17 protein-coding genes are annotated in these 15,603 nt (G+C 64.0%); 4 read left to right on the forward strand and 13 right to left on the reverse strand.

The genetic code is table 11. The annotated features are described in order from the left end of the window. Positions 1–31 precede the first annotated feature (31 nt). Positions 32–592 (forward strand): DUF3833 domain-containing protein, encoded by a 561-nt coding sequence (locus GJ672_RS07095; RefSeq protein ID WP_154296532.1) that lies wholly within the window; start codon positions 32–34, stop codon positions 590–592. Next, positions 589–1,185 (forward strand): chalcone isomerase family protein, encoded by a 597-nt coding sequence (locus GJ672_RS07100; protein ID WP_154296533.1) that lies wholly within the window; start codon positions 589–591, stop codon positions 1,183–1,185. Before GJ672_RS07095 ends, GJ672_RS07100 begins: the two co-directional genes overlap by 4 nt. Positions 1,186–1,200: 15 nt before the next feature. Here the strand turns inward: GJ672_RS07100 and GJ672_RS07105 are convergent, their stop codons facing one another. From GJ672_RS07105 to GJ672_RS07140, 8 genes are read right to left on the reverse strand one after another with little or no spacing between them, the layout of a single operon-like run. Further along, complete coding sequence (locus GJ672_RS07105; protein WP_154296534.1) at positions 1,201–2,667, reverse strand: sodium:solute symporter; 1,467 nt, start codon at positions 2,665–2,667, stop codon at positions 1,201–1,203. Then, a complete protein-coding gene (locus GJ672_RS07110) occupies positions 2,664–2,852 on the reverse strand; it encodes a hypothetical protein (protein ID WP_154296535.1) in 189 nt (62 codons plus the stop codon). Before GJ672_RS07110 ends, GJ672_RS07105 begins: the two co-directional genes overlap by 4 nt. Positions 2,853–2,868: 16 nt before the next feature. Next, a complete protein-coding gene (locus GJ672_RS07115; RefSeq protein ID WP_154296536.1) occupies positions 2,869–4,020 on the reverse strand; it encodes a hypothetical protein in 1,152 nt (383 codons plus the stop codon). Continuing rightward, the gene (locus GJ672_RS07120; RefSeq protein ID WP_154296537.1) at positions 4,013–4,795 is read right to left on the reverse strand and encodes a molybdopterin-binding protein; all 783 of its coding nucleotides are present in this window, start codon (positions 4,793–4,795) and stop codon (positions 4,013–4,015) included. The genes GJ672_RS07115 and GJ672_RS07120 overlap by 8 nt, the downstream gene beginning before the upstream one ends. Next, positions 4,792–5,529: an HAD family hydrolase gene (locus tag GJ672_RS07125; RefSeq protein ID WP_154296538.1), complete on the reverse strand. Its 738-nt coding sequence runs from the start codon at positions 5,527–5,529 to the stop codon at positions 4,792–4,794. Before GJ672_RS07125 ends, GJ672_RS07120 begins: the two co-directional genes overlap by 4 nt. Then, on the reverse strand, positions 5,526–6,254 hold the full coding sequence (dnaQ, locus tag GJ672_RS07130; protein WP_154296539.1) for a DNA polymerase III subunit epsilon: 729 nt from the start codon (positions 6,252–6,254) through the stop codon (positions 5,526–5,528). Before dnaQ ends, GJ672_RS07125 begins: the two co-directional genes overlap by 4 nt. Next, a complete protein-coding gene (gene rnhA / locus GJ672_RS07135) occupies positions 6,254–6,700 on the reverse strand; it encodes a ribonuclease HI (protein WP_154296540.1) in 447 nt (148 codons plus the stop codon). Before rnhA ends, dnaQ begins: the two co-directional genes overlap by 1 nt. Continuing rightward, positions 6,687–7,445, reverse strand: coding sequence for a class I SAM-dependent methyltransferase (locus GJ672_RS07140; RefSeq protein WP_154296541.1), 759 nt, complete (start codon positions 7,443–7,445; stop codon positions 6,687–6,689). The genes rnhA and GJ672_RS07140 overlap by 14 nt, the downstream gene beginning before the upstream one ends. 67 nt (positions 7,446–7,512) lie before the next feature. Here GJ672_RS07140 and gloB point away from each other — a divergent pair, with 67 nt between their 5' ends. Both gloB and GJ672_RS07150 read left to right on the forward strand, forming a co-directional pair. Beyond that, complete coding sequence (gloB, locus tag GJ672_RS07145; protein ID WP_154296542.1) at positions 7,513–8,280, forward strand: hydroxyacylglutathione hydrolase; 768 nt, start codon at positions 7,513–7,515, stop codon at positions 8,278–8,280. A gap of 11 nt (positions 8,281–8,291) precedes the next feature. Further along, positions 8,292–9,884, forward strand: a complete 1,593-nt coding sequence (locus GJ672_RS07150) for a LysM peptidoglycan-binding domain-containing protein (protein ID WP_229381850.1) — start codon at positions 8,292–8,294, stop codon at positions 9,882–9,884. Positions 9,885–9,890: 6 nt separating this feature from the next. Here GJ672_RS07150 and minE read toward each other — a convergent pair whose 3' ends face one another. From minE to ilvB, 5 genes are all read right to left on the reverse strand, one after another. Then, the gene (gene minE / locus GJ672_RS07155; protein ID WP_154296543.1) at positions 9,891–10,142 is read right to left on the reverse strand and encodes a cell division topological specificity factor MinE; all 252 of its coding nucleotides are present in this window, start codon (positions 10,140–10,142) and stop codon (positions 9,891–9,893) included. 4 nt (positions 10,143–10,146) lie between these two features. Further along, on the reverse strand, positions 10,147–10,953 hold the full coding sequence (minD, locus tag GJ672_RS07160; RefSeq protein ID WP_154296544.1) for a septum site-determining protein MinD: 807 nt from the start codon (positions 10,951–10,953) through the stop codon (positions 10,147–10,149). A gap of 15 nt (positions 10,954–10,968) precedes the next feature. Continuing rightward, on the reverse strand, positions 10,969–11,676 hold the full coding sequence (minC, locus tag GJ672_RS07165; RefSeq protein WP_154296545.1) for a septum site-determining protein MinC: 708 nt from the start codon (positions 11,674–11,676) through the stop codon (positions 10,969–10,971). Beyond that, positions 11,676–13,538, reverse strand: coding sequence for a molecular chaperone HtpG (gene htpG, locus GJ672_RS07170; protein ID WP_154296546.1), 1,863 nt, complete (start codon positions 13,536–13,538; stop codon positions 11,676–11,678). Before htpG ends, minC begins: the two co-directional genes overlap by 1 nt. Positions 13,539–13,640: 102 nt before the next feature. Next, a complete protein-coding gene (ilvB, locus tag GJ672_RS07175; RefSeq protein WP_154296547.1) occupies positions 13,641–15,542 on the reverse strand; it encodes a biosynthetic-type acetolactate synthase large subunit in 1,902 nt (633 codons plus the stop codon). Between the last annotated feature and the right edge of the window lie 61 nt (positions 15,543–15,603).

Genomic DNA, 15,603 nt, shown 5'->3' on the forward strand with positions numbered 1-15,603 from the left:
TGACTGCTCATAAACCCAAAAGGAGACAGTGATGGCCCCCACCCGATCGGGTCTGATAACCAGCCTGCTTCTCGCTGTGGTCCTGCTCGCTGCCTGTGCCGGACCGACGCCGGAGGATTATGCCGATGAGGGCCCGGAATTCCGGGTGGAGGAGTTTTTTGACGGCCGGGTGCTCGCCTGGGGGATGTTTCAGTCCCGGGGTGGGCAGATTCAGCGTCGGTTTACGGTGGACATCGATGGTCAGGTGGACGGCGATCGGATCGTCCTGGATGAGCATTTTGTCTACGACGACGGCGAAACCGAGCGCCGGGTCTGGGAAATTGACCGAATTGACGATCGAACCTACCAGGGCACGGCCGGGGACATTGTTGGCATTGCAGAGGGCGAGCGCGCCGGCAACGCCCTCAACTGGCAGTACACCATGGCCCTGGATGTCGGCGATCGGACCTGGAATCTGCGGTTCGATGACTGGATGGTGCTCGTGGATGAAAACACCCTGATCAATACCGCCGAGGTGACCAAATTCGGCTTTCGTGTCGGCACGGTGACGTTGTTCTTCCGAAAGGCGGATGCGCCGGGGCTCGAGCCTTGAGTCGGTGGATCTCGGGGTGGAGCCGGTGGATCGCCATGGTGTCGGTACTGGCCCTGACATTGTCGGGGGCGATTGCCCGGGCCGAGGTCGAGGAGCGGGGTGCCCGCTTCGACCGGGAGGTTACCCTCGGCGATGAAACCCTGGTGCTCACCGGCACCGGCATCGCCCGATACCGGGTGATATTTGTTGTCTACGCCGCCGGGCTTTATCTGCCTCCGGGTACGGCAACCCCGGACGTGCTGGCGGCAGACACCCCCCGACGGCTGGAGATCGAATATTTTTACGACATTAGCGCCGAAGACATCATTCTGGCGGCGAACACCAAGCTCGAGGAGCAGCTGACCGCCGACCAGCTGGCATCGCTGGAGTCGGACGTCGCCACCTTTCATGGCTATTTCCAGTCCGTCAGCGAGGGCGACCGCTATCGCATGGAATACCAGCCAGGGCAGGGAACACAACTGATATTCAACGGCGAACCCGCGGGGACCATGCCGGGGGCCGAGTTTGCCGAGGCGTACTTTGGCATCTGGCTGGATCCGGACAGCCCCCTCTCCGGCAGCTTGCGGGACAACCTGCTCGAGGGCACCCGCTAGAGCCGCGCGACAGGACTACCGGATCCGGTGGCGGGCCAGCCCCTCCTCCACCGGCGCCATGAACTCGGCGGCACGGCTCGTCGGGGGACGGGTCAGCAGGCTCAGGCCAACAAACAGCGCCACTGCCAGCAACCCACCCCAGACTGAGGCAGGCACTCCGAGCGGAGCGAACCGGCCAACCTGAAGGATCGTAACCACGACACCGGCAATCATGATGCTGCCGACGGCCCCCGTGGCGGTGCCCCGCCGCCAGAAGAAGGCGCCAACAATGGCGGGCACGGTGACCAGGAGCCCGGCGGAGGAGGCCACCGACAGGATCGTTATGAGGTCCAGTTGCAGTCGTGCGAACAGCACGGCCAGCGCGGCGACGATCACCATGACGATCTTGCCAGCGAGCATTTCCCGCGTGCCACGAGGTGCCATGGGCCGATACAGGTCCCGGGAAACCAGCGACGCCAGGCTCAACAACACCGAATCCACGGTGGATACCGCCGCCGCCACAATCCCCACCACCAGCACGATGGCTGCCAACCGCGGCACCGCATCGCTGGCCAGCAGCGTTGGCGTGGCGAGGTCCGGACTATCCAGGGCCGGCAGGAGCTGAAGCGCGGCAAAACCCCACAGGACGGAAACGAGCGTGTAGACGAAGCCGATCAGCAGAAAGCCCAGCAGCATGGTCCGCAGCGCGCCAATGGACACCGTGGAGAACAGTCGCTGACTGACCTGCGGATTGCTGATGGAAAAGAAAAACCAGGGCAGCGTCAGGCCGATAAAGGTGACCATGTCGAACACGCCGGGCCCGGGCACTGCCAGCCACTCACCGTGATCGCGGGCGGTGCTGGCCATGAAAGCCGCCGGACCCCCCAGCGCCGCCATGACGAAACCCACGGCCAGCAGACTGGTCGTCAGCATGATGATCACCTGCAACGCATCGGTCCAGAGCACGGATCGAAGCCCGGCCACCATGGTCCAGATGAGCGCCAGCGCAACGCCCACCAGAATGCCGGCATCAAAGCTGATGGATCCATCACTGATCACTGACAGCAGGTAACCGATCCCCATTAACTGCACTGCACTGTAGGGAATCAGAAAAATGCAGGAGGCGACTGCCATTGCACCGCCCACCACCCGGCTGTTGTACCGATAACTCAGCATCTCTGCCGGTGTGATAAAGCCGAACCGTTTTCCCACCAGCCAGAAACGGGGGCCGAAAATCGCCACCAGGCCGAGGCCGGCGAGATAGATCAGTTCGAACCCGAGGGCTCCAACACCTCCGGCGTAGGTCAGGCCGGCAAGGCCGACCATCATGAAGGCGCTGAAGGTGGTGGCTCCGTAACTGAGCGCGGAAATCACACCCCCGGCCTTGCGACCCGCGAGGAAGTACTCACTGGAGCCGGAACCGAGGCCCTGCCGGGCCGCCACCGCCAGGGCAATTCCGATCAGCGCATAAATGACCAGCGCGACAACAATGCCAGTGGTCATGGCCGCCACTCCGCCACCAGTCGGGCAATCAACCCGAGGACCAGGAGCCCGAAGACCGTCCAAAAAAGAAACGCACCATGCCACGCCTGCACGTCCCTGAGCAGGGCAAACGGCACGATATAGGCCAGTGCGATCAACATGGCCAGGAGAACGAGACAGACGGTTCCGACTCGCTGATGGGTCATTGGGAGACTCCTGGTATCAGGGCTTTCGGTCTTCGGGATTTCGTACGTCCGGCGTCAGACCGGTGAGAAGGTGCGCTGCCACCACGCAGGTGATGCCGAACGGCAGGTAACCGGCGTAGCCGAGCAGCGGCATTTCAAACAGATGCAGCACTTGGGCATGGGGGATGTGGTAAGTCCATCGGGCCAGGCTGAAGATGTTCCAGAGTTCCCAGCAAAGGCCGCAGAAAAGGGCCGACACCACCGCAAGCCATGGTCCCCGCCAGTCGCCTCCGGCCACCCGGGTGAAGGCATGGCGCTCGCCGGCCAATGCCTGAGTGGCCACAATGATCAGCGGCGGTGCCACCCATAGCAGGGAATACAGGGCTGTTGGCCAGATAGCCACGGCGGCCAGGCCGATGACACCGGCAGCCCAGGCGATGGCGGCGACGAGCCGTGGGCGGCGGGGCCGGATAGGCGCGAAGTTATCCAGTCCCGCAGACAGACGGGGCCAGGTGGCAAGCAGATCCCGGGTGGCGAGCACCGCCGGCAGCACCGTGCTGAAGGGCAGTGCGGAGCGCAGGAACCAGCTCAGCGCCTCGCGATCCGGCGCGACCCCGGTGCCATCATAGATCCAGTTACCGGTGAACTGATTCAGGTACTCGAACAGGTACCAGAACCCGGCGCTGGCCGGGAACAGGGCCAGAAAAACCCAGGGGGCTTCCGTGAGCAGGCACCGTCCGCCGCGCTTCTGCACCCAGGCGCTGATCGCCACGGCATAACCGACCCATAGCGGCGTAAACGACAGACGGCGGGCTTCCTCCAGCCCCGGCAACGGCACCCAGGCAATAAACCAGCTCACCGCCAGCAGGGCGACACCGAGCCATCCCCATAGCGGATAAGTCCGCGGCGACTCCGCCGAGCCCGCCGAGCCCGCCAATGCCGCAGACCCCGCTCGACCAATGCGCAGCAGAAAGGGCAGCAGAACAGCAACAATCGCCACCAGGTAGGTAACGAACACCCAGCCCGTAAAACTCTCCGGAGCAGCCTCCAGCGGCCGCGGCGGGAAACGCAGGAAAGATCGCAGATCGTCGCCGGTCAGCATTGCACCCACCAGCGGCGCCAGCACAATGGCGAACACGATGATGGCCAGCTGGGCCGGGCGTCCCGGGCGCCCGGCCGGCTCAATCATGGCGCACCGTCAGGGTAACCGGCTGCCACTCAAAGCCCAGCGCCGCAATTTCGGCCTGCAGCGCCGGCATGGTGGCCGCCACCGCATCCCGATTACCCCTCAGGCCCAGTTCCAGAGAAAACTGACCCTGGCGCACGTTGGGAAGACAGGAGAGGCGCACGCCGGGATGCGCCTGCTCAAAACGCTCCAGCATGGGAATTACATCGCTCTCCCGCGCGCCGGTGACGACGATGGCCCGATCCGCCAGGCGGTCCGGGTCGTGCCAGGCGGTGTAGTGATGATCCAGCACCCAGGCCATCATCGGCCAGGCCATGCTGGGGAAACCGGGCATGAAGTGATGGTCACGAATGCTGAACCCCGGCACCTGATTAACCGGGTTGGGAATCAGCGAGGCACCGGACGGGAACTCCACCAGCCTTAGCCGATGCGAGGGCTCCACGGGGCGCCCGAAGCGCTCCTCCAGCATCTGCCGGCCTTCCGGGTGAACCGCCAGCGACACGCCGAGCGCTTCGGCGGCACACTGCCGGGTGCGGTCATCCGGCGTCGCGCCAATGCCGCCGCAGCTGAACACCACATCCGGCCCCGCCAGTGTCTCCCGCAATGTCCCGGTGATCAGGGCCGCTTCATCGCTAATCAGGCGAACCCACCGGAGCTCCAGGCCCCGCTCGGCCAGTAACCCCTGCAGATGCGGAAAATGGCGATCCTGGCGCTTGCCGGACAGGAGCTCATCACCAATCACGACAAGCCCGAACCCGCGAGCCTCCACACCCGTCATCGCGTCACTCCGACAAGGCCCAGCAACATGCCCTGGAGCTCTGCCAGGCTGGCGACCTCGTGATGGGGCACTGGCTCCGCGTCAGACGGCCAGGGCGCGCCATCGCGATTCAGCCATACGGCCTGCATGCCATGCCGGGCCGCGCCGGTTACATCGCTGTGCACATCATCGCCCACATGGACAATTTCCGCGGCTGGCACCCCGGCGCGATTGGTGGCCGTCTCGAAGACCAGATGGGACGGTTTGGCAGCACCCAGTTCCACGGCCGACAATGAAAAATCGAAATAATCGCCCAAGCCAAGTCGACTGACCTCGGCGTTGCCGTTGGTCAACGCCCCCACCCGCACATGACCCTGCAGAGCCTGCAACAGGGGGATGGCGTCGTCATAAACCCGAACCGCATGGCGGGCGTCGAGGAAGACCTCGAAAGCCTCATCAACCAGGCGGTTCAGCACCTCACCGTGGTAACCGGCGTCCTCGCCGGCCTTGCGCAGCGCCGCTCGACGTAGAGCGGTGACGTCGTGGGCAAGGCCGGGCTGCGCCTGGACAATGCTGGCACGGAGGTCCCGCAGTCCTGCGATGTCATAGCGCTCTGCCACCGCCGGGTAGCGCTGCTCCAGCAATCCCTGACACACGGCTTCGGCGTGCTGGAGCACACCGGTGAGATCCCACAGGGTGAAATCCAGATCCAGGGTAACGGCACGCACCGGAGCCACCAGCGGTCTCGGGATCATGTTGTTACCTCGGCGGGCAGATTACGCCATACGCAGGGGCCATCCGCCGCCGCGTCGAGACGCTCAAGCCAGGCCTCGTGCAGCTGCTGTTCGGTTGCCGTGGGCTGAATGACCGGCAGTGGCTTTCGATCCTCCGCGACGTCACGCCGGGCTTCCGCCTGACGCGGGCCGTTGCCCGGCTCCTCCGTGCCCAGGGTCAGGCCCACTTGCCCCCCGGTCATGGCCAGGTAGACCTCGCCCAGGATTTCGGCGTCAAGCAGGGCGCCATGGAGCGTGCGACTGCTGTTGTCGACCCGGTAGCGCTTGCAGAGCGCATCGAGGCTGTTGCGCTGTCCCGGGTGGCGGCTGCGCGCCAGCGCCAGACTGTCCGTCACCACGCAATAGTCCTGCATCTGTCCCCATGCCGCCCCCAGACGGCCCAGTTCCGCATCCAGGAAACCCACGTCGAAGGGTGCATTGTGGATAATCACCTCGGCGCCGCTGACAAAATCAATCAACGCCTGGGCGACGTCGGCAAAGCGCGGCTTGTCCGCGAGGAACGCATCGGTCAGCCCGTGGACTTCGACGGCGCCGGGGTCCACCGGGCGATCCGGATTGAGGTACTCATGAAATTGCCGGCCCGTGGGGCGACGGCGATCGAGCTCATAGCAGCCGATCTCGATGATTCGATGGCCTTCCTGCGGCTCCAGTCCGGTGGTTTCCGTATCCAGAATGATCTGCCGCATCAGCCCTCCATTTGATTCATTTCGTCGATTCCGCGATTGGCCAGCGCATCCACCCGCTCATTCTCGGCATGACCGGCGTGACCGCGCACCCAGTGCCAGTGAACTCGATGAGTGGCCGCAAGCTGGTCTAGGCGCTGCCACAGATCCTGATTGAGTACCGGCTTTCGGGCCGCGGTTTTCCAGCCACGCCGCTTCCAGCCATCCATCCATTCAGTAATGCCCTTGCGAACATACTGGGAATCTGTGGTCAGATCGACCTCGCAGGGCCGATTGAGGGCCTCCAGGCCCTTGATCGCCGCGGTCAGTTCCATGCGGTTGTTGGTGGTGACGGACTCCCCGCCATACAACTCCCGCTCCGTTCCTCCATAGCGGAGCAGAACGCCCCACCCACCGGGGCCCGGGTTACCGCGGCAGGCGCCATCCGTAAAGATTTCAACCCGTGTCATTCAGGCGCTCCCGGCCGGCATTACGGGCGCCGGCACTGGCCTGAGGTATCCCCCCCGGGATCAACTCCAGACGCCGATGCCAGCGCAGGCGCGGGGCGGTCGGGCCGGCGACCCGTTTCTGCCCCATGACCAGGTGAACGCCACCGATCCAGCGAAGCCCCGGGCCCAGGCTGCGACCATAATTCGAAGGCCTGGCGGCGGCTTTCCGCCGCAGGCGCTGCGGCAGTGGGGGCATGAGGGCGATACCATCGTGAGGGCGCGGAATCAGGCCCAGCAGTTGCATCCAGTCACCCACTCGAAGCGCACCCAAGTATCGACCGGCCCAGGGAGGCTCGGAACGCCCCGCGGCCAGCATTCGGCGAAGCCCCCAGAGGCTCAGGGGATTGAACCCCACCACCAGCAGATGACCCTCCGGTGCCAGCGCCCTTGCTGCCTCGCGAATGACCTGATGGGGACGCTCGGCGAACTCCAGCTGATGAATCAGCACCACCACATCGACGCTGCCGGAGGCGAGCGGCAGGACCTCGGGGCTGGCCCTCAGGTCGGTCTGGCCGCCGCGCCAGTTATCCAGAACCCAGAGACGCGCATCACCGAAGACGGTGGGGCATCGCCCGCCGCCGTAATCACCCACCTGCAGAACGCGCTGGGCATACAGTCCCGCCAGTCGACGGGAGATCAGCCGCGACTCCTGGTCAGCCAGTTCCTGTCCGGCGCTGGTTGCAAACCAGCGGTGCAGCCATTGCATGCGCCCAATCTCTCCCTTGGTCGCCGTTTATTTGAGGCAATTTACGCCGCGGGGTAGCATGCGCACCATGCTAAAAATAACCCCGGTGCCGATTCTGGCCGATAATTATACCTGGCTGATCAGCCCACCACAGGGGCGCAACGCAGTCGTCGTGGATCCCGGGGATTCAGCGCCAGTGGCCCGGGCGCTGGAGTCACTCGGCCTAACGCTGAGTGCCATCATCGTGACCCACCATCACGGTGATCACGTGGCAGGCGTCGCCGAGTTGGTGGACAACGGCACGCCGGTTTACGGACCGAGGGACAGCAACATCCCCAACCTGACCAATCCGGTGTCCGCCGGCGAGACCATGGCCCCCGCCGGGCTCGAGACCCGGTTCGACGTCATCGCGGTGCCGGGGCACACCCTGGATCATCTGGCTTACTTCGGCGGCGGTGCCCTTTTCGCCGGTGACGCGCTCTTCGCCGGTGGTTGCGGGCGGATGTTCGAGGGCAAACCCGAGCAGATGCAGGCCTATCTGGCCCAGCTGCGAACGCTGCCGGGAGAGACCCGCCTTTACTGCGGGCACGAATACACGCTGGCCAACCTGGAATTTGCAGTGGCCGTAGAGCCGGATAATCAAGCGCTGCAGCAACGCCTGGAAAACGTCCGGCAGCAACGCGCCAAGGGCGTGATTACGCTGCCGTCAACCCTGGCCGAAGAGTGTGACACCAACCCCTTTCTGCGATGGGACAGCGATGCCGTCAAACGGCAGGCCGAGGCCCGGGCAGGCCAGCAACTGGACACCCCCGCCGAGGTGTTCGCGGTGTTGCGCCAGTGGAAAGACAACTTTTAGGAGAAAGGCGCGTGGGTATCACGACCAAGCGCATGGGTCCGGTCTTCATTGCCCTGTTCGCCGTCGGCTGCGCTAACGTCGGCGATCCGACGCGTTCGACGGATGGTGCCCACGACAGCAGTGCGGCGCGGGGCATGCCGCATGAAGTGGCAGGCACCGCGTCACGGGATTTTTCCGGACTGACGGAGGCAGAAAAGGCCTTGCCACCGGAGACCGTCTGGGACCGTATCCGCCAGGGCTATGGCATTCCAGGCCACGATAACGAGCGCGTGCAGGCAGAAATGCAACGCTACGCGGGAATGACCAGCTATTGGGAGCGGGTTTCGGAGCGGGCGCGGCCATACATGTATCACATCGTTCACTCCCTCGAGGAGCGGGACATGCCCATGGAGCTCGCGCTACTACCGGTGGTGGAGAGCGCGTTCCAGCCGTTCGCGTATTCACGAAGCAGCGCCGCCGGGCTCTGGCAGTTCGTCCCCGCTACCGGTCGCCACTTCGGGCTGGACCAGAACTGGTGGTATGACGGCCGCCGGGACGTGTTGGCGTCCACGGATGCGGCGCTGACCTACCTGGATTACCTTCATGACATGTTCGACGGCGACTGGCTGCTGGCCATCGCCGCTTACAACGCCGGGGAAGGGACCGTTTCCCGCGCCATCCGGCGAAACGAAAACGCGGGCCAGCCCACCGACTACTGGTCGTTGAGCCTCCCGCAGGAGACCATGAACTACGTGCCCCGGCTACTCGCCATGAGTGAGCTGGTGGGACATCCCGAGAAGCACGGCCTGATACTGGTGGACATCCCCAATGAGCCCTTTCTGAAGCGGGTGGATTTGGACCGTCAGATCGATCTGGCCCTGGTGGCCGAGCTCTCGGGCCTAGAGATGGACACCATTTACGAGCTGAACCCGGGGTTCAACCGCTGGGCGACCGCGCCTGATGGGCCCCATCACCTGTTGCTACCCAGGGACCGGGCAGACAGTTTCAATGCCGCCCTGGCCGATCACCCGCCATCCGAGTGGATGCGCTGGCAACGTCACCGCGTTGCGCAGGGCGAGACCCTCGGCGGCATCGCCAATCGCTATCGAGTTCCGGTCGGCGCGTTGCGTGAGGCGAATAACCTCAACGGTGACCTGATTCGGGCCGGTGCCGATCTCCTGGTTCCCCTGGCCAGCCGCCCCACCGACCGAGCCGGCCAGACCGCCAGCGCCGGCAGCGGACAGAGCGAGCGGCAACGCTATGATCACGTTGTGCAGCGGGGCGAAAGTCTGTGGACCATTGCCCGGAGCTATGGCGTCAGAGTGGGCGATCTGGTGCGCTGGAACGACCTGGATGCCAACGCGGTTCTCCCCCTCGGGGAGCGGCTGGTGATCTGGAGTGAAACTGAGGGAAGCCGTTTGGCCAGCCCCGGCCAGCGGGTTCAGTCGGTGACTTACACCGTCCGCCAGGGCGATTCCCTTTACCGAATCGCTCGCCAGTTCAGTGTCGGGATCAATGATCTGCGACGCTGGAACGGCATTGCCGAAGGAACCTATCTGCAGCCGGGCCAGCGACTTGAGATGCAGGTGGATGTCACCGCCCTGGATGGCGCGCGGGTCAACTGAGGATTCTCACTCTTCCGGAAGCGTGACGTTGAGCTCCAGGACTTCACAGTCACCCTCGCGCTCCACCTGAACCTTCACGGCGTCCTCTTCCACCTCAACGTAGCGCCGGACCACATTCAGGATCTCCTGCTGCAGCGCCGGCAGGTAATCCGGCCCACCGCGGTGGCCGCGCTCTCGAGCAACGATCACCTGCAGGCGTTCTTTCGCCAGCGAGGCGCTGCGCTTTTTCTCGGATCGAAAGTAATCCAGAAAACCCATGGACCTAGCCTTTGAACAGTCGGCCGAAGAGGCCTTTCTTTTCATCCAGGAACCGGTGTTCCCGCTCTTCACCGAGGTATCGAGCCACCACGTCCGCGTAGGCCTGGCCGGCGTCGGTTTTATCCTCGAGGATCACCGGCACGCCGGCATTGGAGGCATTCAGCACCGCGGTGGACTCAGGGATCACCCCCAGCAGATCCACTGACAGGATCTCCTGAATGTCTTCAACACTCAGCATTTCCCCCTTGCCAACCCGGGATGGCGCATACCGGGTGACCACCAGGTGCTCCTGCACCGGGCTCTCACCATTTTCAGCCCGACGGGTCTTGCTGGCCAGCAGCCCGAGCACCCGATCGGAATCGCGGACCGAGGAAACCTCGGGGTTGGTGACCACCAGCGCATCGTCGGCGAAATACATGGCGAGATGAGCACCACGCTCGATGCCGGCCGGCGAGTCGCAGACGATGTAGTCATGGGTGCGGGAGAGCTCCTTGAGCACCGCTTCGACCCCCTCGACGGTCAGTGCATCCTTATCCCGGGTCTGGGAAGCCGGCAGGATCTCGAGGCCCTCGGTCCGTTTGTCGCGAATCAGCGCCTGATTGAGATTCGCTTCGCCGTTGATGACGTTGACGAAGTCGTAGACCACCCGGCGCTCGCAGCCCATGATCAGGTCCAGGTTGCGCAGGCCGACATCAAAGTCGATAACCACGGTCCGATGCCCTGCCTGAGCCAGCCCCGCTGCAAAAGCCGCACTGGTGGTCGTCTTGCCAACGCCCCCCTTGCCTGATGTCACCACGACGATCCGCGCCACATTCACCTCCCGACTCTAGATCGCTGCCAGCTGCAGGGCGTCACCCTCCAGCCATGCCACCACCGGCCCTCCACGAAGCCCGGCGTCCATGTGCTCACTCAGCAGATATTCGCCCGCGATGGCGATCAGTTCTGCCTTGAGTTCGCTGCAGAAGATACGCGCATTCCGATCGCCCTGCACGCCGGCGAGCGCACGCCCCCGCAGCGTGCCGTAGACATGGATATGTCCATCGGCCATCAACTCCGCACCCGCGCTCACCGGCGCGGCCACTACCAGGTCACCGCCGCGGGCATAAACCTGCTGCCCCGAGCGAATGGGTTGGGTGACGAGCTTTGAAGGCCCTCCGGACGGCAGCGACCTGGCCGGTGCTGACGCCGACGCGGCGCGCTCCTTTGCCGGACGTGAGGCACCGGGGTTGCGCATCACCCCCAAACCCAGCGGGTCAGCCAGGGCCGGGTCCGTATCCGCCAGCGCCACCGGGCAGAGGCCCCGTTCACGCAAGGCGGGGACGAGCTCTGCCAGGAAATCGGTGGTGAGCTCCAGGTCACCTGCCGGGGCGAGGATCAGCGGCATACCGGTAAAAAAGCCCGGGCTCTCGCTCAGTCTGTCGTCGAGTTGAGCCAGGATATGGCGGACATCCGGACTTTTTAGCTGAAGCACGCTCAAGGTGGCCATGCGGCCCTTGAGTTCGAAGGCGGCCTCCGCCCCGGGTGGTCCGGCCATCAGTTCAGCAACCGGTTCATGCGGCGAACAAAAGCGGCGGGATCCTCCAGGCGCCCGCCTTCCATGAGTACCGACTGTTCAAACAGCAGAACGGCCCACTCCTCCAGCGGCGCGGACTCATCGCTGGCGAGACGCTCGATGATGGAATGGTCCGGATTGATCTCCAGAACCGGGCGCTGGGCCGGCAGATCATGCCCGGCCGCCTGCAACATGCGCTGCATATTGATGCCGAATTCGTGCTCCCCCACGACCAGACAGGCGGGAGAATCGGTCAGACGGGCACTGGCACGGACTTCGGAAACCCGATCGCCCAGCTGCCCCTGCAGGCGCTCGATCAGCTGGCCGACGGCCTCGCTGGGCTCCGGCGCGGCCGGAGTCGGCGAATCGTCATCGCCGATCTCGTCCAACTCCAGGTCCCCCTTGGGAACGGCCTTCAGAGGGGTTTCGCCATAGGCTGGCAGGTGAGCCATCAACCACTCGTCCACCGGCTCGGCCAGCAGCAGGACCTCAATGTCCCGTTTGCGGAACACCTCCAGATGCGGGCTGCTTCGCACCGCCGCCAGGCTCTCGCCGGTCAGGTAATAAATCGCCTTCTGCCCCGGTTTCATCCGCTCGACGTAGTCCGCCAGCGTGACGCTGGGAGCGTTTTCATCGGCGGTGGAATGAAATCTCAGCAGACCGGCCACGCGTTCGGCATTGGCCGGGTCTTCCACCGGGCCTTCCTTGAGAACGGTGCCGAAGGCCTCCCAGAAGCGGGCATAGCTGTCCACATCGTCGGCCGCCATCCGCTCCAGCGTATCCAGCACCCGCTTGACGGAGGCCGCCCGAATCCGATCCACCTGCCGATTCTGCTGAAGAATTTCCCGGGACACGTTGAGCGGCAGGTCCTCGGAGTCAACCACGCCGCGAACGAAGCGCAGGTACCGGGGCAGCAGCCGGTGCTCCTTGTCCTCCATGATGAACACGCGCCGGACGTACAGGCGCAGCCCATGGCCCGATTCGGGCTCGAAGAGATCAAAGGGCCGTTGCGCCGGGATGTAGAGGAGTGACGCGTAGGATTGATCACCTTCCACCTTGTTATGAATCCAGCGCAGCGGTGCCTCGGTGTCAAAAGTCAGCTGCCGATAGAACGCCTGATAGTCTTCATCACTGAGCTCGCCCTTGGGCCGCATCCACAGCGCTGACGCCTGATTGATGGTCTCCGCCCCGCCCTGATCATCCTCAAGCTGGATGGGGATGGCGATGTGATCGGAATAGCGCCGGATAATGCTGCGCAATCGCGTCGTGTCCAGAAATTCATCCTGACCCTCGGCCAGATGAAGCACGATGGTGGTGCCACGGGACTCCCGCGGACTCGATTCCAGACGGAAAGCGCCCTTGCCGTCCGACTCCCATTGCACGCCCTCGCTGGCCGCATCGCCGGCCCGTCGGGTCAGCACCCTGACCTGATCAGCGACGATGAACGCGGAATAGAATCCGACGCCGAACTGACCGATCAACTGCGCGTCGTGCTTTTCATCACCGGTAAGAGAATCGAGAAACCGACGGGTGCCGGAGTGGGCAATGGTTCCCAGGTTGTCGATCACATCGGTGCGATTCATGCCAATGCCGTTGTCCGACACCGTGAGGGTGCGGGCCTCGGCATCAACGGCAATCCGCACCCGTGGCTCGGGGTCGTCCTCGAATAACTGTTCGTCCTGCAATGCCTCGAATCGAAGACGATCCGCGGCATCCGCTGCATTGGAGATCAACTCGCGAAGAAAGATTTCCCGGTTGCTATACAGCGAATGGATCATCAGGTCCAGCAGTTGCCGGACCTCCGCCTGGAACTCGTGGGTTTCGGTGGTTTGTGTTTCGCTCATTGCTTTTTCCGTCATACGTCAGTGGCCCGCCCCCATCAGTGATCGGGGCGGATCCAGCGCACTTCAATGGCAGTCGTGAATCAGCGGAGTCGGTGGTGGCGCCTAGAAAGCCTCGGACGGGTCGACATCAATGCGCCCACCCCGACCGATGGTTGGAATTTCCCGGCTGGGGATGTACTCCCCGGTGACCATCTGCTTGTAGCCCATCCCGGGGCCCACCATCGGGTAGACACCCGCGTCCGGGTCAATCATCACCTCGAGAAATGCCGGCCCCGGAAAGTCGACGAAGGCCTGAAGCGTCGCGCCCAGCTCCTCGGGGTCGCTCACCCGGCGGGCGAACTCAAAGCCGTCGGACTCGGCCGCCTTGATGAAATCCTTCTTGAAAAGCGACTTGTCACTGCCCGAGAAACGATCATCGAAATACAGCTTCTGCCACTGGCGGACCATGCCGTCGCCGTTGTTGTTGAGCAACAACACCTTCACCGGCAGATCGTAGGTGGTGACGGTTTCCATCTCACCCAGATTCATCCGCAGGCTTCCGTCGCCGTCCACATCGATCACCAGGGCATCCGGGTTGGCGAACTGAGCGCCGATGGCCGCCGGCAGGCCAAAGCCCATGGTCCCCATGGAGCCCGACGTCATCCACAACCGGGGCCGGCGGAAATCCAGATATTGGGCGGCCCACATCTGGTGCTGGCCGACACCGGTACTGACGATGGCTTCGCCGCCGGTGATGTCATTCAGCTTGGCCATCACCGCCTGGGGCTGAATGAGCGGGCCATCTTCCTTGTAACGCATGGGGTGGCGCTCCCGCAGCGCCATGCAGTGATCCCCCCAGCGGGCAAGGTCCTTGGAGAAGCCTTTTTCACGCCCGTGGGCGAGCAACTGAGCCATCGTGGCACCGGCTTCACCCACGTGGGACCAGTCCACTTTTTTAACCTTGCCGATTTCAGCGGCATCGATGTCGATATGCGCGACATGCTCCGCCAGCGGCGCAAACAGCTCGGCCTTCGCCGCCACCCGATCATCGAAACGCGAACCGACGGCAATGATGAAGTCGCAGTCCTCGACGGCGTAGTTGGCATAGGCCGTGCCGTGCATGCCGAGCATGTGCAAATGGAGATCGTCTTTGGTGTCCACGGCGCCAAGCCCCATCACGGTGCTGACGCTGGGAATACCGTACTCCCGGGCGAAGGCCGACACGGCTTCGCTGCCTTCACCATGAATCGCACCACCGCCGACATAGAGGAGTGGGCGACTGGACCCGGCCAGCATTTCAAAGAACCGTTCCGCCTTGGCGTCGGGCACGGTGGACTGGCGCAGCCCTTCCATGCGCTGCCGGTAGCCGCGAATCCCGAGCAGGCCACTGCCCTTGAACTCGCCCACCCAGTTCTGCACATCCTTCGGCAGATCCACCACCACCGGGCCGGGTCGCCCGGAGCGAGCCACCTCGAAGGCGGTGCGGATGGTGTCTTCGAGTTGCTCGGGGCGAGTCACCAGGAACACGTGCTTGGCGCAGTTGCCCATGATGTTGACGATGGGCGCCTCCTGGAAGGCATCGGTGCCCATGGCACTGCGAGCCACCTGTCCGGTGATCAGCACCACGGGCACGGAATCGGCCATGCAGTCCCGAATGGGCGTGACGGTGTTGGTGGCACCCGGTCCGGAAGTGACCAGAAAGACACCGACCTTGCCACTGCTGCGGGCATAGCCAGCGGCCATGAAGCCGGCACCCTGTTCGTTGGCCGGGACCACCAGACGCATGGAATCGGCATCGGCATCGCCCCGCTCGCGCTCGTTGTAACGAAAGACCGCGTCGTAGGTCGGCAGAATGGCGCCGCCACTGTAGCCGAAGACGGTATCGACCCCCTCTTGGGCGAGCACCTCAACCACCATCTCGGCACCGCTCATGGACTCGCCTGCGCGGGGATGAACGGATGCCGCCGATTTCTCGGCGGTGGTCTCGGCCTTGTCGGCTTCGCTGAATGGCGCCGGTTCCTGCATGATTACATCTCTTAAATCAGTGTTTTGCCCGAATTTTTTATCATACCGGCCGATCGTGCAC

Source organism: Spiribacter sp. 2438 (assembly GCF_009676705.1).
In the GTDB taxonomy this organism is placed as follows: domain Bacteria; phylum Pseudomonadota; class Gammaproteobacteria; order Nitrococcales; family Nitrococcaceae; genus Spiribacter.